Below are 23,257 nucleotides of genomic sequence, written 5' to 3'. Positions count from 1 at the left end.
AAACCATGCCGGTCCGCTCACTCGACGTCAATATCAAAACTAAATTGGTGCTGATTATCTTGGTAACCAGCCTGGTCGCGCTGTTACTGGCCGGAACCGGTTTCGTCGTGCACGAGCGCATGCGTCTGAAAGAAGATATGGCCAAGGACTTGCAGTCGTTGGCGCGGATTGTGTCCGGCCGCAGCACCGTCGCCTTGTCCTTCGGGGATCCGGGCGTCGCCGAAGCCAATCTTAGCGCGTTGGGCGTCAAGCCCGCGGTGGTGTCCGCCTGTATTTACAACGCCGAGGGCGGCTTATTCGCCGAATATCGGCGGGGCGAATCTTGTCCGGCCTCGTGGCCGGCGCGGCAACAGGTCGGACTGGCGGTTTTCGGTGAGCAATTTTGTCGAATGGCCGAGGATATCGAATTGGACGGTCAGCATGTCGGACGGGTGTTGATCGTGGCCAGTTTGGCGGAACTGAATAATCTCTGGCGGGGTTCGTTGATCGCGGCATCGCTAATCGTGGTATTGGCGGGTGCCATCGCATTTTTGATGGCTTCGCGCTTGCAAAGGGTGATCTCGGCGCCGTTGGTTAAGCTAAAAAAAACCGTCGAGACCATCAACCGCAGTCAGGATTACACGCTGCGCGCCGAGCGCCACAGCAACGACGAACTCGGCGCATTGATTTCAGCGTTTAACACCATGATCGCGACGATCGAAAACCGCGATCGCCAGTTGGCGGAAAGCCGCCATCAACTGGCGGCGGTCAATGAGGACCTGGAACGCCGTGTGGCGGCGCGGACCGCCGAGTTGGCCGAAACCAACGTCAAACTGGCGCACAACGGCGCGATATTGACGACAGTGCTGGACAGCATGTCGCAAGGCTTGATTGCCTTCGACGCCAATTTGAAATTGCTGGTGTGGAACAAGCAATTGGCTCTCGTGCGCGGCTATCCGGAAGAATTGTTGCAAACCGGCCGCGATCACAGCGATTTCGAACGTTTTGATTTACATGACGATGCCTTGCGTTACGCCGAAACCAAGGCCGAGTTGCGCGAAGCCCTGGAAAGAATCAGTCGCTTTCAACCACACCGCTACGTGTGGACGCGGGCCGACGGCAAGGTGTTGGAAATCAGCGGCGGGCCGATTTCCGACGGTGGTTTCGTCAGTACCTACGAAGACGTCACGTTACGCAAACAATACGAAACCGCGCTGAAGGAAGCTCGCAATGCTGCCGAATCGGCCACTCAAACCAAAAGTCAGTTTCTTGCCAATATGTCGCACGAGATCCGCACGCCGATGAACGGCGTGCTGGGCATGCTGCATCTTGCGCTGCAAACCGAACTCAGCGCGTCGCAGCGCAACTATTTGGCCAAAGCATATAGCTCGGCTAGGGCCTTGTTAGGCATCCTTAACGACATTCTGGATTTTTCCAAGATCGAGGCCGGTAAACTGACGTTGGAGCAAGCCGAATTCCGATTCGATGCGGTCGTCGATCAATTGGCCGATGTCATCGGGTATCAAGCCGGCTTAAAAAATATCGAGTTTTTGATTCGGCACGACCCGGAAATTCCGCCGCTGTTAATCGGCGATCCGTTGCGTCTTGGGCAGGTGTTGACCAATTTGTGTAGCAACGCGTTGAAATTTACCGAGCGTGGCGAATTGGAACTGGCGTTTCACGGCCGCGTCGTCGCGCCGACCGAAATGGAACTGCTGGTCACGGTGCGGGATACCGGCATCGGCATGTCGCGAACCGACCGCGATAAATTGTTCACCGAATTTACTCAGGCCGACCAAGGCACTAGTCGGCGCTTTGGCGGTACCGGCTTGGGACTGGCCATTTCCAAGAAACTGGTGGAAATGATGCGAGGCCGAATCTGGATCGATTGGTCGGAGCCGGGTCTGGGGACGACGTTTTGCTTTACCGCGCGTTTGGGTATTGTCGGTGACGGCGCGCTGCGGTCGCAATCGCTGGAGGACAAGGTTGGCCGGCTGTTGACTGACGTCCGGGTGTTGGTGGTGGACGACAACGAAGCGTCGCGGGAAATCATTGCCGATATGCTCAGGCCGTTCGGCGTACGCATTGGGGTTGCCGCCAGCGGTGCCGAAGCCTTGACCGAATTGCACCAAGCGACCGCAACTCAATCCTACGAACTGGTGTTGGTGGACTGGCACATGCCGGGCATGAACGGCGATGAAGTGGTGGAACAAATGCGCGCCGACCCTCGCTTGGCGGGGCTTAAGGCGATCATGGTCACCGCTTACGGCAACGAGGACGTCATGCGCCTGGCGGACAAGGTCGGCATCGACGGTTTCTTGATTAAACCTGTCTCGCCGTCGTCTTTGCTGGATGCCATCCTGTCGGCCTTGGGACGTGGCCGTATCCAGGGCATGGCCGACAAATTCAAGCCGCGCCTGACAGGTGGCGTGGAAACCGGACCATTACACGGTCGCCGCATCTTGCTGGTTGAGGATAACGAAATCAACCGTGAGTTTGCCGGCGAATTATTGCGCGGACACGGCCTGGAGGTAGACGAGGCAGTGAATGGCGAGGAGGCGGTGCGGAAAGTCTGTCAGACAGCTTACGACGCAGTGTTAATGGATATTCAGATGCCGGTGCTGGACGGCTTGGAAGCGGTACGGCAAATCCGGTCGCTAACCCAAGCCGACGGCGCCGACCGTTTCGGTGCGATGCCGATTATCGCGATGACGGCGCACGCCATGGCGCAAGACGTCGAAAAAAGTCTGCAAGCCGGCATGAACGACCATATCACCAAACCGATCGATCCCGAGCGTTTGCTGGCTTCGTTGACCACCTGGATCGCCGGCACCGGGAGCCAGACTCCCCCAGCCTCGGCAACGGCTAGCGTCGCATACCCGGCGGATCTGCAGTGTTTACGTCATATCGATGTCGCGCAGGGCATTCGGCGCATCGGCGGCAATTCGGAGGCTTATCGGCGGCAATTGCTGCGATTTTTGGCGCATTACGCCGACTCGGTGACAGAACTGCGTGCTTCGATCGAAGCGGGGCGTTTCGAAGAAGCGGAAGCGCATTGCCACGCGCTGAAAGGCGTCAGCGGCAACCTGGGCGCGCAAGCCTTGTTCGAAGCGGCCTCATCTGTTGACGCGGTGTTAAAGCAAAGCCACCCGCCGGCCGAAGCGCAACTCGCCGATTTGGAGCAATGCTTGGCGCGGATTATCCTCGAATTGACCGATTTGGCGGCGAAACAGCCGGAAAACGTGGTGGAGCCGAAACCCGTCGTCAATACCCAGGAAGTCGCCAAGGCCGCCGAGCGTTTGGCGAGGATCTTGGACACCGATCTTGGCGCGGTAGAATCGGCGCTCGCGGAGCTGCGGGCGCTGGCGGCAGGGGGGGGATGGCAGGCGGAACTTGACGCGATCGCCAAATCAATCGATCGCTTTGCAATCGACGAAGCCCAGCTACAATTAGCGCGGTTGCGCGATGGCTTGCAGCCGGAAAACCCATGAAGATGTCGAGCTACCACGGATAGGCGGGGAATGGAGAACATTCAGTACTCTAAAACACGAACTCCTCTGTCTTTTTTCAACTTCAAGCATGGGCCAAGTCGTAGCAGTGGCGACCGTGCATTTAGATTTACCTGCCGCACGGCAATATCTTACAATTCGGCAGCCTTGAGCTAACAATAATTACTTTTAGGAGGATGGTTATGTTAAAAATTCGTTTGCTGGTCGCCGCATTGGCGATGACCGGTTCCTTGTCCGCATCAGCCGCGGAATCCTTGCCGGCCAGCGCTCCGGCACCGGAAAACAATCCCACCACAGCCGAAAAAGTCTCGTTGGGAAAAATGCTTTACCACGATCCGCGATTGTCGTCGACCGGCACCGTGGCTTGCGCCTCTTGCCACAACACCATGCTGGGCGGCGAAGATAATCGACCCAACTCGATGGGCGTGAACGGTCAAACCGGCGGACGTAGCGCGCCGACGGTCTGGAATGCGGCTTTCAACGCAGTGCAATTTTGGGATGGCCGCGCGGCCAGCCTGGAAGAGCAAGCCGCCGGTCCAGTCACCAACCCGATTGAAATGGGCATGAAAAGTTGGGACGACGTGGTAGCTCGCCTGAAAACCATCGAAGGCTACCAAGATGCGTTCGAAAAAGCCTTCGGCAAGGACTCGATCAGTAAGGATAATGCGACCAAGGCTATCGCGGCTTACGAACGTACGCTAATTACGCCTAACAGCGCTTACGACAAATATGTCGAAGGCAATACCAACGCCATGACCGAACAACAAGTACGCGGCATGAAAAAAGCCGTCGAAATCGGTTGCACCAGTTGCCACAGCGGTCCAGCCTTTAACGGTGCCGGCATGTTCCAAAAATTCCCAGTGAATTCCAACGGATATTTCGAAGCGCAATACCATTTCCAAAAAGATTTGGGCCGCGCCGAAGTCACCAAAAGCGATGCCGACAAGCATTTTTGGAAAGTACCTACGTTACGGAATGTCGCTCTGACCGCACCGTATTTTCACAACGGCTCCGTGAAAACCTTGGACAGAGCCGTATGGTTGATGGCAAAACTGCAATTGAATAAGGAATTGTCCGACGCCGAAGTAGCCGACATCGTCGCATTTTTGAACGCACTGAGCGGCGAATTTCCGACACAAAGTATGCCGCATCTCCCCGGCACGCCAGGCAAGGCTTTCAACTAATCCGCGCTGTAAGTCAAACAAGGGGCCGGAAGGCCCCTTTTTTATTGTCACGGACGATTGTCCTTGCCTCAGCAAAAGCGCCACGCCAATTAAAGTCTCCGACGAGTACTATCAGCTCGAATGCCGGGGCTGATTGGGTCTATTGTGCGATTTTTATAGCGATGGTGGCGTTTTATGGAGCACGCACAGCGAACGAGAAGGCTCTTCCCCGAGCGAGCGTATCGGTTGCGGGTTCTTGTCGACCAAAGGCCGCATCTCTACCCTAAAATCCCGCCGGACGACTAAAATAGGCGCGCTAGCTTTGTTGTCAAAGACTCAAGGTTGGCGATTCTAGAAGCGATCTTGCAGCGATTAATTTAGTAAGTAATTGACCTATATGAATAAAATTAAAGTACTCTTTGTCTGCATGGGCAATATTTGCCGATCGCCGACGGCGGAAGGCGTGTTTTCCAATTTGATCGAAAGTCAAAATTTGGCCGATCGCTTTCAGATCGATTCCGCTGGCACGCATGCCTATCACGTCGGCGACGCGCCGGATTTACGCGCGCAAAAAGCCGCTCGCGATCGCGGCGTGGAATTGAAACACCTGCGCGCGCGCAAGGTATCGGCAGCGGATTTTGCCCATTTCGACCACATATTGGCGATGGATAGCGAGAACAGGGAGAGTCTGACCGAGCTGTGTCCGCCGGATCATCGGCATAAAATCCGTTTGTTTTTGGAGTATGCGCCGCATCTACTGGAGCATGAGGTCCCCGATCCGTACTATGGCGGCAGTTACGGCTTCGAACGGGTATTGGATTTGGTCGAACAAGCCTCCGAAGCCTTTCTGGAGTCCCTGCGTCAGACCGGTCGTTTGTAACCATCCAAAGGAGTTAGGACATGGCCATAGTGGCAAACACGGTTGCTTATCTGGATCAAGAGACCTTGTTGGAAGGATATTTCGCGTACGACGACGCGGTTAGCGGCCAGCGCCCGCTGGTGTTGATTCATCACGCTTGGGGTGGGCGGGACGAATTTGTCGCCGGCAAGGCTCGAAAATTGGCTGAATTGGGCTACTTGGGGTTTGCGGTCGATATGTACGGAAAAGGCGTGTTAGGCAGCGGCCCCGATGAAAATGCCAAGTTGATGCAGCCCTTCATGGCCGATCGCGCCTTGTTGCAGCGTAGGACGCTGGCGGCGTTGGCGGCGGCCAAATTATTGCCGTGGGCCGATAATCGCAAAATTGCGGCGATCGGCTTTTGCTTCGGCGGTTTGTGCGCGTTGGATTTAGCCAGGACCGGCGCCGATATTCAAGGCGTGGTGGCCTTCCACGGTCTATTCTCGCCGCCCGCCAACATTCCGGAGCCCATGATAAAAGCCAAGGTTTTGGCCTTGCACGGTCACGACGATCCGATGGTGCCGATGGAGCAGGTTATCGCGCTGCAAGCCGAATTAACCAAAGCCGGTGCCGATTGGCAACTGCATAGCTACGGTCACACCCTGCACGCGTTTACCAACCCGGTGGCCAATAATCCGGGGTTCGGCACGGTGTACCAGCCGCTCGCCGACCGGCGTTCGTGGCAAGCGATGCAAAACTTTTTGGCGGAGATTTTTGCCTGACGTGGCTGGGGGGCGTTTGCTATAATTGCCGGCTTTACAAACCTGTCGGTACTGAGTAAATGGAATTGACAACTCAGGCCCACCCGTCGATGCGCTTGCCGTCGACCGCTATGGAATCACGGACCCATGTCAGACTTCGCTAAAGAAATCATTCCTGTCAATCTCGAAGACGAGATGAAACAGTCCTATCTCGATTACGCGATGAGCGTCATCGTCGGTAGGGCGCTTCCCGATGTCAGGGACGGCCTGAAGCCGGTGCACCGCCGCGTACTGTACGCGATGAGCGAACTGGGCAACGATTGGAACAAACCGTATAAAAAATCCGCCCGCGTCGTCGGTGACGTGATCGGTAAATACCACCCGCACGGCGATACCGCGGTTTACGACACCATCGTCCGAATGGCGCAACCGTTTTCGCTGCGTTACATGTTGATCGACGGTCAGGGCAACTTCGGCTCGGTGGACGGCGATTCGCCGGCGGCCATGCGGTACACCGAAGTGCGGATGGCAAAGATCTCCCACGAGTTACTGGCCGACCTGGACAAGGAAACCGTCGATTTCGTCGCCAACTACGACGAGTCAGAATCCGAACCCACGGTGCTGCCGACTAGGGTACCCAATCTACTGGTCAACGGCTCTTCCGGCATCGCGGTCGGCATGGCCACCAATATCCCGCCGCACAACCTCGGCGAAGTGGTCGGCGCCTGTTTGGCCTTGATCGAAAACCCCGATTTGACGATTCCCGAGCTGATGGGGATCGTACCCGGTCCGGATTTTCCGACCGCCGGCATCATCAACGGCGCATCGGGCATACACGAAGCGTATGCCACCGGCCGGGGCCGAATCTATCTGCGCGCCCGTTGCCATTTCGAGGACATCGGCGACAGCGGCCGACAAGCCATCGTCACGACGGAACTGCCGTACCAGGTCAACAAAGCCCGCTTGCTGGAAAAAATCGCCGAATTGGTCAAGGAAGGCAAGCTGGAGGGCATTTCCGGATTGCGCGACGAATCGGATAAGGACGGCATGCGGATGGTCGTCGAATTGCGGCGCGGCGAAGTGGCCGACGTGGTGTTGAACAATCTCTACAAGCAAACCCAGTTGCAGACCGTATTCGGCATCAACATGGTGGCTTTGTACGACGGTCGGCCGCATTGCATGAATTTAAAGGACATTCTGGCCGCCTTCATCGACCATAGACGCGAAATCGTGACGCGCCGGACGATCTTCAATCTACGCAAGGCGCGCGAGCGGGCGCATATCTTGGAAGGTCTGGCGGTAGCACTGGCCAATATCGACGAGATGATCGAGCTGATCAAAACCTCGCCGAATCCGCAGGAAGCTAAAGTCGGGTTGTTGGGACGATCCTGGAATGCCGGTCTGGTGGCGTCGCTGCTGGACCGCGCCGATGCGGATCGCTCGCGCCCGGAAGACTTGCCGGCCGAATTCGGCTTGGCGAACGGCCTATATCGGCTGTCCGAAAATCAGGCTCAAGCCATTCTGGATTTGCGCCTGCATCGCTTGACCGGGCTGGAGCAGGAAAAAATCGTCAACGAATATCGGCAATTGCTGGAATTGATCGACGAATATTTGTTCATTTTGGGCAGCGATGTGCGCTTGATGGAAGTCATCAAGGAAGAATTGGAAGAAATCAAAAGCCAATACGCCGATGCGCGCCGAACCGAAATCGTTCAGGATTATTCCAACCTGACCGCTGAAGACCTGATCACCGAGGAAGACATGGTGGTGACCATGTCGCACGAGGGTTACGTCAAAACCCAGCCGCTGACCGATTACAAAGCGCAACGGCGCGGCGGTCGCGGTAAATCGGCGACGGCTACCAAGGAAAACGATTTCATCGAAAAACTGATCATCGCCAACACCCACGACACCATCCTGTGCTTCTCGTCGCGCGGCAAGGTCTATTGGCTGAAAGTGTACGAGTTGCCGGTCGCCAGCCGAGCCTCGCGTGGCAAGCCTTTCGTCAATTTGTTGCCGTTGGAAGAGGGCGAACGCATCAACGCGATGCTGTCGGTTCGCGAGTACGGCGAGGACAAATATGTGTTCATGGCGACGATGGCCGGTACGGTCAAGAAAACCCCGCTGACTGAATTCGCATTCCAATTGGCGAAAGGTAAAATTGCGATCGATTTGCGCGATAACGATACCCTGGTCGGCGTCGCGCTGACCGACGGCCGTCAAAACGTGATGTTATTCAGCAGCGACGGTAAGGCGGTCTGTTTCAACGAGAGCGACGTACGTTCGATGGGCCGGGTTGCGGCCGGTGTGCGGGGTATCCGCTTGCAGGAAGGCCAAAAAGTGATTTCGCTGATCGTCGCCAGCGAGGGGACGGTATTGAATATCACCGAAAACGGCTACGGCAAACGCACCAAGCTCGAAGAGTTTACCCAGCACAAGCGCGGCGGTCAGGGACTGATCGCGATTCAAACCTCGGAACGCAACGGCGCGGTCGTCGGGGCTGTGCTGGTCAACGACACCGACGAGATCATGCTGATTACCGACGGCGGTACCTTGGTCCGAACCCGCGTCAACGAAATTTCGGTGGTGGGTCGCAATACTCAGGGCGTCACGGTGATTCGCCTCGATAAAGGCGAGAAAGTGGTTGGCGTCGACCGCATCGAAGCGCTGGGCGACGAAGAAGGCGATCTCGACGACGAAAGTCCGGATAGCGACGCGGCACCGTCGACAGGAGAAGAAGAATAATGGCCAGGATTTATAACTTCAGCGCCGGTCCGTCGATGTTGCCGGAACCGGTATTGCAACAAGCCCAACAGGAAATGTTGGATTGGCGGGGCAGCGGTATGTCGGTGATGGAAATGAGCCATCGCGGTCCGCACTTCATGGCCATTGCCGAGCAAATGAAGAACGATCTGATCGAACTGCTGGCGGTACCGGCCAATTATCGGGTGTTGTTTCTACAGGCCGGCGCCAGCGCGCAATTCGCGATGATTCCGCAAAATATCCTGAACGGCAAAACCAAGGCCTGCTACGTTAATACCGGCGCTTGGTCTACCGCGGCGATCAAGGAAGCCGGCAAATATTGCGAAGTCCAGGTGGCGGCCAGCGGCGAATCGACCGCGTTCACGACAATCCCAGCCTACGCGGACTGGCGAGTCGATCCGGCAGCCGCCTACTTGCACTACACTTCCAACGAAACGATACACGGCGTCGAATTTAACGATATTCCGGACGCCGGCGACCTGCCGCTGGTTTGCGATATGTCGTCGAATATCCTGTCCAGACGGGTCGATATCGGCCACTATGGCTTAATCTACGCCGGCGCGCAGAAAAACATGGGGCCGTCAGGCGTGACGGTAGTCATCGTCCGCGACGATTTGGTGGGCTTGGAGGCCAAGAATACGCCGGCCGTGTTCAGCTATGCTCAGCAGGCCAAGGCCGATTCGATGTTGAACACGCCGGCCACCTACAACTGGTATTTGTTGGGTTTGACGCTGCAGTGGCTGAAAGGCGAGGGCGGCGTCGTCGCGATCGAACAACGTAACATCCGCAAAGCCAACAAACTTTACCAAGCCATCGACGATTCCAGTCTGTACCGCAATCCGGTCGATCCGGCCTGCCGGTCACGGATGAATGTGCCATTCGTATTGGCCGATGCAACGCTGGACAAAGCCTTCTTGGAGCAAGCCGAACAACAAGGCTTGAGCACGCTGGCTGGCCATCGTTCGGTGGGCGGCATGCGCGCCAGCATCTATAATGCGATGCCGGAAGCCGGCGTCGAGGCCTTGATCGAATTCATGGCCGAGTTCGAGCGTACTCATTAAGGCTTATGACCGCGATCATTCCTTTGTCCGAACTGCGCCAGCGTATCGATGCCATAGATCGGCAGATTCTCGACTTGATCAATCAGCGCGCCAGTTGCGCGCTGGAAGTCGCGCGTACCAAGCAGGCCGAAGGCGAGACCGGCAGTTTCTACCGCCCTGATCGCGAGGCGCAGGTGTTGCGGCGCATCATGGAGATCAATCCTGGCCCGTTAGGCGATCAGTCCGCCGCGCATTTGTTCCGGGAGTTGATGTCGGCTTGCCTCGCTCTGGAAAAACCGCTGGAAGTCGCCTTCCTCGGCCCTGCCGGCACCTTCTCGCAACAGGCGACGTTTAAGCATTTCGGACACGCGGTCCAGGATACTCCGGTCCCGACGATTCATGAAATCTTCCAGGCGGTAGAGACCGGTCATTGCCAGTTCGGCGTCGTGCCGGTCGAAAACTCCACCGAAGGCGTCATCGCCCATACGCTGGATCGCTTCATGGACAGCCCGCTGCAAATCTGCGGCGAGGTCGAAATCCGCGTCCATCAGAACTTGCTGGGCAAGATGGAAGGCTTAGTCGGGATTGGCGAGGTATTTTCCCATCAACAATCGCTGGCCCAGTGCCGGCAATGGTTAACCGCCAATCTGCCCGGCGTGCCGTGTACCGCGGTTAGCAGCAACGCCGAAGCCGCGCGCTTGGCATCGCTGGACCACGGTAAAGCGGCGATCGCTGGCTTGACGGCGGCGGAATTGTACGACTTGAACGTGATCGCCAGACACATTGAAGACGAAGCCAACAACACGACCCGTTTCATCGTCGTCGGACGCTTGCAACCGGTTTCGACCGGTTTCGATAAAACCTCGATTCTGGTTTCGACCGGCAACCAACCGGGGGCATTGCATCGGATTTTGGAGCCCTTCGCAGAGTATGGCATCAGCATGACCCACATCGAATCCCGGCCATCCCGCCAGGGTTTGTGGGAATATGTGTTTTTTATCGATATCGAAGGGCATCGCGATGACGACGATGTCGCCAAGGCACTGAAAACCTTGGAGAACAACGTCAAAATGCTGAAAGTGCTCGGCTCGTATCCCAAGGCAGTCATTTAATCTTTTTGCTTCATGAATTTATTTTTATCTCTTGCTTTAGACGGCGTTCAACAACTGATGCCATATGTGCCGGGTAAACCGGCGGAAGAATTGCAGCGCGAGCTGGGTTTGAGCGAAGTCATCAAGCTGGCGTCGAACGAGAATCCGTTGGGGACCGGCCGGAAAGTCGCAGAGGCCATTCGCAATACTTTGCCGGAAATAAGCCGTTATCCGGACGGCAGCGGTTTCGCGCTAAAGACGGCGTTATCGGCCCGCTGGAGAGTGGATGCGGCACAAATCACGCTTGGCAACGGTTCCAGCGAGATTCTGGAATTGGTGATGCGCACCTTCGTCGCTCCCGAGCATGAAGTCGTATTCGCTCAGCATGCCTTTGCTTTATATCCCATCCTGACTCAAGCAGTCGGTGCCAAAGCCGTGGTCGTGCCGGCCAAGGCTTACGGCCACGATTTGGACGCCATGCGCGCGGCGGTGACCGACCTTACCCGGGTAGTATTCATCGCCAACCCGAATAATCCGACCGGCACCTTGTTGGCTGCGCAAGCCGTCGAAGAGTTTATCGCCTCGCTGCCGAAGTCAGTGTTATGTGTGCTCGACGAAGCCTATTACGAATTCGTCGATCCAGCCGTGCGCACCGAATCCATGCACTGGCCGGATAAGTACCCGAATTTGATCATCGCTCGCACCTTTTCCAAGGCCTACGGATTGGCCGGCTTGCGCATAGGCTTCGGCGTATCGTCGCCGGAGGTGGCCGATTTGCTGAATAGGGTGCGCCAGCCGTTTAACGGTAATATGTTGGCGTTGGCGGCTGCGGAAGCCGCCCTGACGGATGCCGATTATTTGACCGAGACCATTGCTGTCAACAATGCCGGTATGGCGCAATTGACATCAGCCTTCGAAGCCTTGGGTTTGCCTTGGATTCCATCTTCCGGCAACTTCGTCTCGGTCGATATGCGGCAGCCGGCGATGCCGCTCTACCAGGCCTTGCTGAGAAAAGGCGTGATCGTGCGCCCGGTCGCCAATTACGAAATGCCCAATCATTTGCGAGTCAGCATCGGTACCGAACGCGAAAACCGAATCTTCATCGACGCATTGTCCCAGGTATTGCAAGGTGTTTGAGCGCCTATGCATCATCGGAGTTGGCTTGATTGGCGGCTCGATCGCCAAGGCCGCCCGCGCCGAGGGTTTGTGCAAACAGGTAGTGGCGCTGGGCCGGGAGAAGAATCTGCCCAACATGCAGCGCGCGGTCGAGTTGGGCGTCATCGACGCGTTTTATACCGATCCGGCCCAAGCGATGGCCGGTACCGATTGCGTGATCATTTGCACGCCGGTCGGCAGCATGCAAGCCATCTTCGAGCAACTCAAGCCGTATTGGAATTCGCAAACGCTTTATAGCGACGCCGGCAGTACCAAGGGCAGCGTGGTCGAAGCGGCGCGAGCGGTGTTCGGCAAGGTGCCGAGCAATTTCGTGCCGGCACATCCGATCGCCGGAGCCGAGCGCAGCGGCGTCGAGGCGGCGAAGGTCGATTTATATAAAAACCGTCGCTTGATTTTGACGCCGCTATCGTCCACCGACCCGCGGGCCGTGGATCAATTCAATGCATTCTGGCGGCGGATCGGTTCCAGCGTGGCCATCATGAGCGTGGAGCACCACGATACCGTGCTCGCCGCTACCAGCCATCTGCCGCATATTCTGGCCTTTGCGTTGGTCGGCATGCTGGGCCGCAAGGACGAGCAGCGCGAAATTTTCAAATACGCGGCTGGCGGGTTTCGCGATTTTAGCCGTATCGCGTCCAGCGACCCCACCATGTGGCAGGACATTTGTCTGGCCAATAAACAGGAAATCATTCCGCTGATTCAACAATTTCAAGCGGAGCTTAATCAAGTCGAGCACCTGCTGCAAAACGGCGACGCTTCCGCGTTGTTCGAAACTTTCAGCTACGCCAAGCAGGCCCGGCAACGTTTTCTCGAAATTTTTGACGATCCAACCTAACCACTATGTCCTCATCCACTAACGTCATTTTCCAAGTCCAACCCGGCGGCAGCCTGAACGGCGAGATTCGCGTCCCCGGCGATAAATCGATGTCGCACCGCTCCATCATGCTCGGCTCGCTGGCCGACGGCGTTACCCACGTTACCGGCTTTTTGAACGCCGAAGATGCGATGTGTACCTTGGAAGCCTTCCGGGCGATGGGCGTACAAATCGAAGGGCCGGTCAACGGCGAAGTGACCGTGCACGGTGTCGGCAAGCATGGTTTGAAGGCCCCGGAAAAACCATTGTACCTGGGCAACTCCGGCACCTCGATGCGGCTATTGTCCGGGCTGTTGGCCGGACAGCCGTTCGACTGCGTGTTAACCGGCGACAAGTCGCTTGAATCCCGGCCGATGAAGCGAGTGACTGCGCCTTTGGCACAAATGGGCGCGGAGATCGTTACTCAAGAAAACGGCACCGCGCCGTTGCATATCAAAGGCAAGGCCGGCAAATTGCAAGGCATGCATTACGACATGCCGATCGCCAGCGCCCAGGTCAAATCCTGTTTGTTGCTGGCGGGCATGTATGCGGAAGGCGAAACCAGCGTCACCGAACCCGCGCCGACCCGCGATCATACCGAACGGATGCTGGCCGGCTTCGGTTATCCGGTCACTCGCGACGGCGCGACCGCGAGAATCACCAGCAACGGCAAATTGACCGCGACGAATATCGACGTGCCTAGCGACATTTCCTCTGCGGCGTTCTTTTTAGTCGGTGCCAGTATCGCGCCGAATTCCGATGTCACCTTGAAACACGTCGGCATCAATCCGACTCGCACCGGCGTCATCGACATTCTGCGCCTGATGGGCGCCAACATCGAAGTGCTGAACGAGCGCGAAGTCGGCGGAGAACCGGTCGCCGATTTGCGGGTGCGTTCCGCGCAATTGCAAGGTATCAATATTCCCGAGCATCTGGTGCCGCTGGCGATCGACGAATTTCCAGTGCTGTTCGTCGCGGCAAGCTGCGCCGAAGGCCAAACGGTGCTGACCGGCGCCGAAGAATTGCGGGTCAAGGAATCCGATCGGATTCAGGTGATGGCGGACGGCTTGCAAATCCTGGGTATTGACGCTCAAGCCACCAAAGACGGCATGGTGATCAACGGCGGTCAAATCGGTGGCGGCGAAGTTGATTCACACGGCGATCACCGCACCGCTATGTCGTTCTCGATCGCCGGATTGCGTGCCTCCGGACCGATTACGATCAAGGATTGCGCGAATGTGAATACCTCGTTCCCGGAGTTCCGCGACTTAGCGGTCAAGCTGGGACTCGATGTTAGCGTGATTTAATATGACGGCACCGGTTTTAACGATAGACGGGCCTAGCGGCGCGGGAAAAGGCACGGTCAGTCGTGCCGTCGCCAAGCTTTTGGGCTGGAATTATCTGGATAGCGGTTCGATATACCGGTCTCTAGCGGTAGCGGTGCTCAACGCAGGATTGAATTTGGACGATGTGCCGGCTATTTGCGAGGTCGCTCAAGCCATGCTGTTAGAATTCGACTGCGGTGACGCATTGATCGTCAAACTGAACGGTGTGGACATCACGGCGCGTCTGGCGACAGAAACCACTGGCAATACGGCGTCCATCATTGCGGCCTACCCCGATGTCAGAGCGGTTCTTTTGCAAAAACAAAAGGATTTTCAACAGCTTCCCGGCCTGGTTGCCGACGGGCGGGACATGGGCAGCGTGGTGTTCAGCGATGCCCGTTACAAGGTCTACTTGACCGCCAGCGCCGAAGAGCGAGCATTAAGACGATATAAACAGTTGATTGAAAAGGGGATTGATGCTAATCTTCCGCAAATCACCCGTGAGATAGAAGAACGTGATCGTCGCGATAGTCAGCGAACGTCCGCGCCGCTTACCGTTCCGGAAGGCGCGTTGTACATCGACTCCTCGAATTTGACAATTCAAGAAGTCATCGATCAGGTGGTTAATTTAGTCGTATGAGACTTTTTGGCGGTTGTCGGCGGTTGTCGGCGGCTTTTTATTAATTTTTGATAAATGTGAAAACTTGTTCGTGTTTTAACAAGTTTGGGAAAGAAAAGATGGGCGAAAGCTTTGCAGAGTTGTTTGAAGAGAGTTATGCCAAGACCGAAATGCGTCCTGGCGCGATGTTGATCGGTACCGTTGTCGACATCGAAAACGAATTTGTCATCGTCAGTACACAGGCGAAATCCGAAGGTGTCATTCCAAAATGGCAGTTTCTGAATGCCGACGGCGACTTGGAAGTCAATATCGGTGACGAAATCGAAGTTGCTCTCGATTTGTTCGAAGATGGTCTGGGCGCCACTCTTCTTTCCCGCGACAAAGCCAAGAAAAGTAAAGCGTGGGCTGAACTGGAAAAAGCCTTCGAGACTCAAGAAACCATTGTCGGCCGTATCAACGGCAAGGTACGCGGCGGCTTCACAGTGGCGGTCGGCGCGTTGCGCGCGTTCCTGCCGGGTTCTCTGGTCGATGTGCGCCCGATTCGCGACACTACCTTCCTGGAAAACCGCGATCTGGAATTCAAAGTCATTAAAATCGACCAAAAACGCAACAATGTCGTGTTGTCGCGCCGCGCCGTCGTCGAAAGCGAATACAGCGCCGAGCGCGAAGAATTGGTCAAAACTTTGCAAGACGGCGCGATCGTTACCGGTATCGTCAAAAACCTCACCGATTACGGTGCGTTTATCGATCTGGGCGGCGTCGACGGTCTGTTGCACATCACCGACATGGCATGGCGCCGCGTACGTCATCCGTCCGAATGCGTAGAGATCGGTCAGGAAGTTAAAGTTAAAGTCCTGAAATTCGACAAAGACAAAACTCGCGTATCGTTGGGCATGAAACAAATGGATGAAGATCCATGGCAAAACATCGCTCGCCGTTACCCTGCCGGCACTCGCGTGTTCGGTAAGGTCAACAACCTGACCGACTACGGTTGTTTCGTCGAAATCGAGGAAGGCGTCGAAGGTTTGGTACACGTTTCCGAAATGGACTGGACCAATAAAAACGTCAACCCATCCAAGGTCGTACAACTGGGTGATGAGTGCGAAGTCATGGTTCTGGAAATCGACGAAGAACGCCGTCGCATTTCGCTGGGCATGAAGCAATGCCGCTCCAACCCTTGGGATGAATTCGCGGCTACGCACAACAAAGGGGACAAAATCTCCGGCAAAATCAAATCGATTACCGATTTCGGCATCTTCATCGGTTTGGATGGCGGTATCGACGGCCTGGTGCATATGTCCGATATCTCCTGGAACGAGAACGACGAAGAAGCGATTCGCGCCTACAAGAAAGGCGACGAAGTCGAAACGGTTATTCTGGCCGTGGACTCCGAACGTGAGCGTATTTCGTTGGGTATCAAACAGCTGGAACAAGACCCCTTCCAAAACTATATCGCCCTGCATGAAAAAGGCAGCTTGGTGAAAGGTACCATTAAGGAAGTCGATGCCAAAGGCGCTGTGATTACCCTGGCCGATAACGTCGAAGGTTATTTGCGCGCTTCCGAGATTCAACGCGATCGCGTCGAAGATGCCCGCACTTTGCTGAAAGAAGGCGATGAAGTCGAAGCTAAGTTTATCGGCGTCGACAAAAAAACCAAATCCATTTCATTGTCGATCAAGGCTAAGGATATGGAAGAAGAATCCAACGCTATTAAGGATTACTCGTCACAAAATGCCGGTACCGCGACATTAGGCGACATCTTTAAACAAATCGACAAATAACTCGTCGACTTCGGGGGTGGCGTGGGCGTAAACCTCATGCCGCCCCTTTTTGATTATTCAGGGTTGGATGTGACAAAATCAGAATTGATAGAGGTGCTGGCTAGAAAACAGCCGCATCTTGCGCTTAAAGACGTGGAGCTCGCTGTCAGATGTGTTGTCGATCACTTGAGCGATACGCTGGCTAGCGGCGATAGAATAGAAATCAGGGGTTTTGGCAGTTTTTCGTTGCATCATCGTTCGGCTAGATTGGGACGCAATCCCAAAACCGGCGAATCGGTTTCGTTAACCGAAAAACATGTTCCCCACTTCAAACCCGGCAAGGAGCTTCGGGATATGGTCGACGCTTCCAGGGAGAAATACAAAATCGTCGATTGATCAGGCACCCCGCCTGCTTCAAGTTTTTTACGATATTTGCCATAGCCGCCGATGAGTCTGTTTGAGCATCCTTACAACTACGACCCAGGCTATGGCTACACTCTCGAACGATTGCTCGGCGTCGATGCGCCGACCGAGCCCGCCGATTTTGAGGACTTTTGGTCCACCCGTTATCGGCAAGTCCTGCAGCAATCGCCACGCTTCCAAATCGGTAACCCGACCCTGGTCGACGGTTATCGGGTCAACGATATTTCCTACCAGTCCACGGACGGTATCACGATCGCCGGTTGGTTACTGGAACCGCACGGTCAAACGGTCACGCAGGCCATCGTTGTGGGACACGGATATGGCGGCCGGGAAGGCCCGGACTTTCATTTGAGCTTTCCCAATACCGCGCTCTTGTTTCCGTGCTTTCGTGGCATTTCCCGGAGCCGTTGTACGTCTATCCCGGAGCGGCCTGATTGGCATGTCGTGCAGAATATCCTGGATAAAGATCGTTATGTGATCGGCGGTTGCGTGGACGATCTGTGGCTGGCGGTATCGGTATTGTGGACGATTTATCCGCAGGCCCGAGAACGGATCGGTTATATGGGAATCAGTTTCGGCGGCGGGATTGGGGCTTTAGCGGTGCCTTGGGACGGCAGAATTCGTCGCGTTCACCTAAACGTACCGACATTCGGTAACCAGCCGTTGCGTTTAAGTCTGCCCAGTTGCGGTAGTGCCGACGCATTGCGAGCCTATAGTCAGCATCTGGGTCATATTCCCGACACATTGACCTATTACGATGCCGCTACCGCCGTGCGCCATGCCAATCAACCCCTGCATGCCGCATTGGCCTTGTTCGATCCGGTAGTCGCTCCACCGGGTCAGTTTGCGATTTACAATGCCTGGCACGGTGAGAAACGCCTGTTCACACTGGATGCCGGCCATTTCGAATACCCGGCGCAACGTCTACAAGAGCAGCAGTTGTTGGCGGAACTCAAGCTATTTTTCTCGCCCAACTGACAAGCTTGCGATGAAACGGGAATATCATCATTGGTTCAGCCCGCGTTTAGAACGCGATATGGAGTTTTTGGTATTCGGTCATGCCGGCGCCAAAGTGCTGGTCTTTCCGACTCGGGACGGCCGTTTTTACGAATACGAGAACCTGCGAATTGTTGATAGCTTGGCCGACAAGATCAACGCGGGCCACATGCAATTGTATTGTCTGGACAGCATCGACCACGAAAGCTTTTATTGTTTTTGGTGTCAACCGGGCGATCGCATCAAGCGCCACATGCAATTCGAAGATTATGTGTTGAATGAAATTCTGCCGTTCATTGCACTGAAGAACCCGCATCCGTGCTTAATTTCGCATGGCTGCAGTCTGGGCGCCTATCATGCCGCCAATATCGCATTTCGCCACCCGCATTTATTCAAAAAGCTGGTGGCGTTTTCCGGACGCTTCGATCTAACCCTGGAGGTGGAATGCTTCAAGGATTTATTCGAAGGACACTATAACGACGATATTTATTTTCATACGCCAACGCATTTTTTGCCAAATTTGACCTGCGAATCCCAATTGGCGGCCATTCGGGCGCTGGACATCACCTTGGTGATCGGCAGAGCGGATCCATTTTTACAAAACAATCACGACCTGAGCCATATTCTGACCCAGAAGCAGGTGCCGCACAGGCTCTACGAATGGGATGGCCGCGCGCATCAAGGCCATTCCTGGCGGCGCATGGCTCCATTATACCTTTGACCGAATCGCCATCGATGATCAAGCGCAGCCTGCTAGTACTATTGTTGACCTTACTTGCGCTGGGTGCGATTTTCGGACTCAAGTTTTACCGGATGCGCCAAGCGGCCAGCCAAGTGCCTGCAGTATCTCCGGCCGTCGTTGCCTTCGCCGAGGTCAAAAGCGAACACTGGGACTCTTCGTTAAGCACTGTCGGCAGCTTTCGCGCCGTCGCCGGTATCGATATCAGCAACGAAATTGCCGGGATGGTCCAAGCCATTCATTTCAACTCCGGCCAAACTGTAAAAGCCGGACAGTTGTTGCTAGAACTGGATAGCGCTACCGACCGAGCGGAACTCGACGGCCTGCTCGCCGAACAAAAATTGGCCGGCTTACGGTATCAGCGAGGCCAGAGCATGTTGGAGCGAAAATTCATCGCCGCCGCCGATCAGGATCAAAATCGAGCGCAGCTCGATCAAGCCGCGGCGGCGGTTGCCGGCAAGCAGATCCAAATCGCTAAGAAGCACATCAAGGCGCCATTTGCCGGCGAGTTGGGCATACGCCGCGTCGATCTTGGGCAGTACTTGCCGGTTGGTTCGGCGATCGTGATGCTTGAACAACTCGATCCGATGTATTTGGATTTCACGTTGCCAGAACGCGATCTTGGCCGGATTGGCAAGGGCCAAAAGGTGATCGCCAGCGTACCTGCCTTTCCAGACCAGTATTTTGAAGGAGAGGTCACTGCGTCGAATCCCGCGGTCGACACCGATAGTCGAACCATCAAAGTACAGGCACTGTTTAGAAACCCAGGGAAATTGCTTCGGCCAGGGATGTTCGCCCAGATCAAACTGTCCGCCGAGGCCGACCAAACCGTGTCGACCTTGCCGGATACCGCCATCAGCTACAACCCCTACGGCAATTCCGTGTTTGCGGTTCAGCGCGGTCCGGCCGGATGGATCGTGCAAAGTCGCCAAGTCAAAACCGGCGACAGTCGGGGAGGGCGAGTCGAAATTTTGGAAGGGCTGCGGCTCGGCGATAAAGTCGTTGCCGCCGGACAAATGAAGCTGCGTAACGGCATGGCCGTCACGCCGGACAGCCAACCCGCGCCCGGCGAACGCGAGCAGGCTCCGTGAAGTTGACCGATTTATTCATTGTACGGCCGGTCCTAGCCAGTGTCGTCAGTTTGCTGATCCTGCTTCTCGGCTTAAGAGCCTTGGACGTCTTGGAATTGCGCCAATACCCGAAAACCGAGAATACCGTCGTGACCATCACGACCGCCTATCCCGGCGCGGACAGCGACTTGATTAAAGGCTTTATTACAACGCCGCTGCAACAGGCCATAGCCGAAGCCAACGGCATTGATTATCTGTCTTCCAATAGCCGCCAGGGCAGCTCGGTCATCGAGGCTCACATGCGACTGAATTACGATCCTAACGCCGCGGTCGCCGAGATTCAGGCCAAGGTGGCCGGTAAGCGTAATCAATTGCCGGCCGAAGCCGAGGATCCGGTGATTAGTTCGCAAACCGGCGACGACACCGCACTCATGTATATCGCGCTGTACAGCGACACCTTGCAGGACTCGCAGATTAGCGATTATCTGCTTCGGGTCGTGCAGCCGAAGTTGCAGGCGGTCCCCGGCGTCGGCAAGGCCGCGATGTTGGGCAACAAGACCTTCGCGATGCGTATCTGGCTAGACCCCGCGCGCATGGCGGCCTTAAACGTAACCGCCAACGACGTCGCCGGCGTGCTGAAAGCCAATAACTATTTATCCGGTATCGGCGCTACCAAGGGTAATTTCGTTAAAATCGATTTGGGTGCCACGACCGACGCGGTGTCGAAACGGGAATTCGAACAATTGGTGGTTGCCAATCGTCGCGGCGTGCTGGTTCGATTAAACGACATCGCCGACATCGAGTTGGGCAGCGAAGACTACGACACGGTTAATTGGTACAAAGGCAAGACCGCGATTTTCATGGGCATCGAGCAGGCGCCGGGTGCCAATCCGTTGAAGGTTGCGAAATCGGTTAAAGCCTTGTTGAAAGAGATCGAGCGCGACTTGCCCAACGAAATGCATATCTTGCTGCCTTACGACGCCAGCCAATTCATTGAGGATTCGATCCACGAAGTCTTCGCAACCTTGTTGGAAGCCGTCGCGATCGTGTTAGGCGTGATTTTTTTGTCGCTCGGTTCGTTCCGCGCGGCGCTGATCCCGGCGGTCACGGTGCCGCTATCGCTGGTCGGCGCCTGCTTTTTCATGCTGGCAATGGGCTTTTCGATCAACTTGCTGACGATGTTGGCAATGGTACTGGCGATAGGTTTGGTAGTGGACGACGCGATTGTCGTCGTCGAAAACATCCACCGACACATCGAACAGGGTCACGGCCGTTTGCAAGCCGCACTGGCCGGCGCCCGCGAACTGGGACTGCCTATCATCGCGATGACCACGACGCTGGTAGCGGTGTACGTGCCGATCGGTTTCATGGGGGGCTTGGTCGGCACGCTGTTTACCGAATTCGCTTTTTCTCTGGCCGGCGCGGTACTGATTTCCGGGATTGTCGCGTTGACGTTGTCGCCGATGATGAGCGCGCGCATCTTGCCGGAAGCCGGGCGCGGCGGACGTTTCGAAGCCATGGTCGAACATTTTTTCGAAGGCTTGGCCAGCGGGTACCGGTCCGTGTTGCGCCGAATTTTGGAATTTCCGTACACGGTGCTGATCTTCGCGCTGTTGGTGTTGCCCAGTATCTATTGGATGTACGATTGGTCGGGCAAGGAACTGGCGCCGACCGAGGATCAAAGTTTTTTGTTCGCGATCGCCAGTAGCCCGCAAACCGCGACGCTGCAATACAATCAGACCTACTCCCGCGAATTGATCCGGCATTTCGAAAGCCTGCCGGAGCACGAAGAAAGCTTTTTGATCATGGGCTTCGGCGGGGATACCAATACCGTATTCGCCGGTATGAAAATGCCGTCGAGTTTCGAGCGCCAGCGCTCCCAACAAGCCGTCGTTCCGGAACTGCAAGCCAAGGTAGACAGTATCGCCGGCTTTCAGACCGCCGTCGTATCGCCGCCCAGCTTACCGGGCTCGGGTGGCGGATTGCCCCTGCAGTTCGTCGTGACCAGCGACGCCGATTACGCCAAGCTGGATCAGGTGGCCGAGCAAGTGCTGGCGCAAGCGATGCAAAGCGGTCAATTTGCATTTTTGGTCAAGGACGTTCGCTTCGACCGGCCGAAATCGACGTTGGTGATCGACCGGGACCGTGCCGCCGATTTAGGTATCACGATGGAAGACATCGGCGCCAACTTGGCCGGTTGGCTGGGCGGACAGTACGTCAACCGATTCGGCTTGCAAGGCCGCAGCTACAAGGTAATTCCGCAAGTCGGCGACGCAGACCGCCAGGATTTGGCTAAATTGGACGGCTATTACTTGCGAGGCAGCTCCGGCGCCCAAGTGCCGCTGTCGGCCTTGATTAAAGTCGTCGATAGCGTCGAACCCGGCAAACGCAGTCAGTTCCAACAACTCAACAGCATCACGCTAAGCGGGATTCCGGCGCCGGGTATCGGTCTCGGCGATGCGATGGCCGCGCTGGATGACATTGCCGAAGAAATCTTTCCGCGCGGGTTCGCCGCGGACTACACCGGCGAGTCGCGCCAATACCGTCAGCAGGGCAACGTGCTGATTCTGACCTTCTTCATGGCTCTGCTCATTATATACTTGGTGTTGGCCGCGCAATTCGAGAGTTGGCGCGATCCGTTGATTATCTTAATTTCAGTGCCGCTATCGATCGCCAGCGCATTGGCATTTTTGATGCTCGATTTCGCGACCGTCAACATCTATACCCAGGTGGGCCTGATTACGCTGATCGGCTTGGTTGCCAAAAACGGTATTTTGATCGTCGAATTTGCCAACCAACTGCAACAGCGTGACGGCTTGAACAAGCCGGCGGCCATCGAACAGGCAGCCGGGATCCGGCTTCGGCCTATTCTGATGACCACGGTCGCGATGATCGTCGCGATGCTGCCGCTGTTGACCGCCACCGGCCCCGGCGCCGCCAGCCGCTTTGCGATCGGTCTGGTGATCGCTTCCGGCTTGGGTATCGGTACCGTATTGACGCTGTTCGTCGTGCCGCCGTTTTACGTAATTTTGGCGAAAGATCGCAGTGCTGAGCAAACGTCCCCGCCCGTCGACGACAATAAAACACGGTAACGGTCATTCGGGCCTCCGCTGTGGCACAATATCCGGATCGGACCGATAAACAGGTCCTGA

General features: G+C 55.9%; 17 protein-coding genes. All 17 read left to right on the top strand.

The genetic code is table 11. The annotated features are described in order from the left end of the window. Positions 1-5 precede the first annotated feature (5 nt). On the top strand, positions 6-3,470 hold the full coding sequence (locus tag A1355_RS10210; RefSeq protein ID WP_157197838.1) for a response regulator: 3,465 nt from the start codon (positions 6-8) through the stop codon (positions 3,468-3,470). A gap of 200 nt (positions 3,471-3,670) precedes the next feature. After that, a complete protein-coding gene (locus tag A1355_RS10205; RefSeq protein ID WP_064027633.1) occupies positions 3,671-4,672 on the top strand; it encodes a cytochrome-c peroxidase in 1,002 nt (333 codons plus the stop codon). A gap of 376 nt (positions 4,673-5,048) precedes the next feature. After that, positions 5,049-5,531: a low molecular weight protein-tyrosine-phosphatase gene (locus A1355_RS10200; protein ID WP_064027631.1), complete on the top strand. Its 483-nt coding sequence runs from the start codon at positions 5,049-5,051 to the stop codon at positions 5,529-5,531. A gap of 20 nt (positions 5,532-5,551) precedes the next feature. After that, entirely contained in the window at positions 5,552-6,271 is a 720-nt protein-coding gene (locus A1355_RS10195; protein WP_064027629.1) for a dienelactone hydrolase family protein, read from the top strand. A gap of 126 nt (positions 6,272-6,397) precedes the next feature. Continuing rightward, positions 6,398-8,995: a DNA gyrase subunit A gene (gene gyrA, locus A1355_RS10190; RefSeq protein WP_064027627.1), complete on the top strand. Its 2,598-nt coding sequence runs from the start codon at positions 6,398-6,400 to the stop codon at positions 8,993-8,995. Next, on the top strand, positions 8,995-10,074 hold the full coding sequence (gene serC / locus A1355_RS10185; protein ID WP_064027625.1) for a 3-phosphoserine/phosphohydroxythreonine transaminase: 1,080 nt from the start codon (positions 8,995-8,997) through the stop codon (positions 10,072-10,074). The genes gyrA and serC overlap by 1 nt, the downstream gene beginning before the upstream one ends. 5 nt (positions 10,075-10,079) lie before the next feature. Continuing rightward, entirely contained in the window at positions 10,080-11,165 is a 1,086-nt protein-coding gene (gene pheA / locus A1355_RS10180) for a prephenate dehydratase (RefSeq protein WP_064027623.1), read from the top strand. Positions 11,166-11,177: 12 nt separating this feature from the next. Continuing rightward, positions 11,178-12,281 carry a histidinol-phosphate transaminase gene (gene hisC / locus A1355_RS10175; RefSeq protein WP_064027621.1) on the top strand — a complete coding sequence of 368 codons (1,104 nt, stop codon included), beginning with the start codon at positions 11,178-11,180 and terminating at the stop codon, positions 12,279-12,281. Further along, positions 12,274-13,155, top strand: a complete 882-nt coding sequence (locus A1355_RS10170) for a prephenate dehydrogenase (RefSeq protein ID WP_064027619.1) — start codon at positions 12,274-12,276, stop codon at positions 13,153-13,155. The genes hisC and A1355_RS10170 overlap by 8 nt, the downstream gene beginning before the upstream one ends. Before the next feature lie 5 nt (positions 13,156-13,160). Continuing rightward, positions 13,161-14,480, top strand: a complete 1,320-nt coding sequence (aroA, locus tag A1355_RS10165; protein WP_064027617.1) for a 3-phosphoshikimate 1-carboxyvinyltransferase — start codon at positions 13,161-13,163, stop codon at positions 14,478-14,480. 1 nt (position 14,481) lies between these two features. Next, complete coding sequence (gene cmk / locus A1355_RS10160) at positions 14,482-15,138, top strand: (d)CMP kinase (RefSeq protein WP_064027615.1); 657 nt, start codon at positions 14,482-14,484, stop codon at positions 15,136-15,138. Between the two features lie 98 nt (positions 15,139-15,236). Continuing rightward, complete coding sequence (rpsA, locus tag A1355_RS10155) at positions 15,237-16,898, top strand: 30S ribosomal protein S1 (protein WP_064027613.1); 1,662 nt, start codon at positions 15,237-15,239, stop codon at positions 16,896-16,898. A 69-nt stretch (positions 16,899-16,967) separates the two neighbouring features. Then, positions 16,968-17,273 carry an integration host factor subunit beta gene (locus tag A1355_RS10150; protein WP_064027674.1) on the top strand — a complete coding sequence of 102 codons (306 nt, stop codon included), beginning with the start codon at positions 16,968-16,970 and terminating at the stop codon, positions 17,271-17,273. Positions 17,274-17,324: 51 nt separating this feature from the next. Further along, positions 17,325-18,278: an acetylxylan esterase gene (locus tag A1355_RS10145; protein WP_064027611.1), complete on the top strand. Its 954-nt coding sequence runs from the start codon at positions 17,325-17,327 to the stop codon at positions 18,276-18,278. Between the two features lie 10 nt (positions 18,279-18,288). Next, the gene (locus tag A1355_RS10140) at positions 18,289-19,017 is read left to right on the top strand and encodes an esterase family protein (RefSeq protein WP_064027609.1); all 729 of its coding nucleotides are present in this window, start codon (positions 18,289-18,291) and stop codon (positions 19,015-19,017) included. 14 nt (positions 19,018-19,031) lie between these two features. Next, on the top strand, positions 19,032-20,126 hold the full coding sequence (locus tag A1355_RS10135) for an efflux RND transporter periplasmic adaptor subunit (RefSeq protein ID WP_064027672.1): 1,095 nt from the start codon (positions 19,032-19,034) through the stop codon (positions 20,124-20,126). Then, on the top strand, positions 20,123-23,197 hold the full coding sequence (locus tag A1355_RS10130; RefSeq protein ID WP_064027607.1) for an efflux RND transporter permease subunit: 3,075 nt from the start codon (positions 20,123-20,125) through the stop codon (positions 23,195-23,197). The genes A1355_RS10135 and A1355_RS10130 overlap by 4 nt, the downstream gene beginning before the upstream one ends. Positions 23,198-23,257: the final 60 nt, after the last annotated feature.

Origin of the sequence: Methylomonas koyamae (assembly GCF_001644025.1) — a bacterium.
Taxonomy (GTDB): Bacteria; Pseudomonadota; Gammaproteobacteria; order Methylococcales; family Methylomonadaceae; genus Methylomonas; species Methylomonas koyamae_A.
Note: the sequence above shows the minus strand (reverse complement) of the source record. Positions and strands in the feature narration are given on the sequence as shown.

What these genes read in the sequence shown, in the direction of transcription:
- rpsA (WP_064027613.1), top strand. Translation starts at nt 15,237, where the DNA reads ATGGGCGAAAGCTTTGCAGAGTTGTTTGAAGAGAGTTATGCCAAGACC.
- cmk (WP_064027615.1), top strand. Translation starts at nt 14,482, where the DNA reads ATGACGGCACCGGTTTTAACGATAGACGGGCCTAGCGGCGCGGGAAAA.
- A1355_RS10145 (WP_064027611.1), top strand. Translation starts at nt 17,325, where the DNA reads ATGAGTCTGTTTGAGCATCCTTACAACTACGACCCAGGCTATGGCTAC.
- A1355_RS10200 (WP_064027631.1), top strand. Translation starts at nt 5,049, where the DNA reads ATGAATAAAATTAAAGTACTCTTTGTCTGCATGGGCAATATTTGCCGA.
- A1355_RS10135 (WP_064027672.1), top strand. Translation starts at nt 19,032, where the DNA reads ATGATCAAGCGCAGCCTGCTAGTACTATTGTTGACCTTACTTGCGCTG.
- aroA (WP_064027617.1), top strand. Translation starts at nt 13,161, where the DNA reads ATGTCCTCATCCACTAACGTCATTTTCCAAGTCCAACCCGGCGGCAGC.
- A1355_RS10205 (WP_064027633.1), top strand. Translation starts at nt 3,671, where the DNA reads ATGTTAAAAATTCGTTTGCTGGTCGCCGCATTGGCGATGACCGGTTCC.
- gyrA (WP_064027627.1), top strand. Translation starts at nt 6,398, where the DNA reads ATGTCAGACTTCGCTAAAGAAATCATTCCTGTCAATCTCGAAGACGAG.
- A1355_RS10210 (WP_157197838.1), top strand. Translation starts at nt 6, where the DNA reads ATGCCGGTCCGCTCACTCGACGTCAATATCAAAACTAAATTGGTGCTG.
- A1355_RS10195 (WP_064027629.1), top strand. Translation starts at nt 5,552, where the DNA reads ATGGCCATAGTGGCAAACACGGTTGCTTATCTGGATCAAGAGACCTTG.
- serC (WP_064027625.1), top strand. Translation starts at nt 8,995, where the DNA reads ATGGCCAGGATTTATAACTTCAGCGCCGGTCCGTCGATGTTGCCGGAA.
- pheA (WP_064027623.1), top strand. Translation starts at nt 10,080, where the DNA reads ATGACCGCGATCATTCCTTTGTCCGAACTGCGCCAGCGTATCGATGCC.
- A1355_RS10140 (WP_064027609.1), top strand. Translation starts at nt 18,289, where the DNA reads ATGAAACGGGAATATCATCATTGGTTCAGCCCGCGTTTAGAACGCGAT.
- hisC (WP_064027621.1), top strand. Translation starts at nt 11,178, where the DNA reads ATGAATTTATTTTTATCTCTTGCTTTAGACGGCGTTCAACAACTGATG.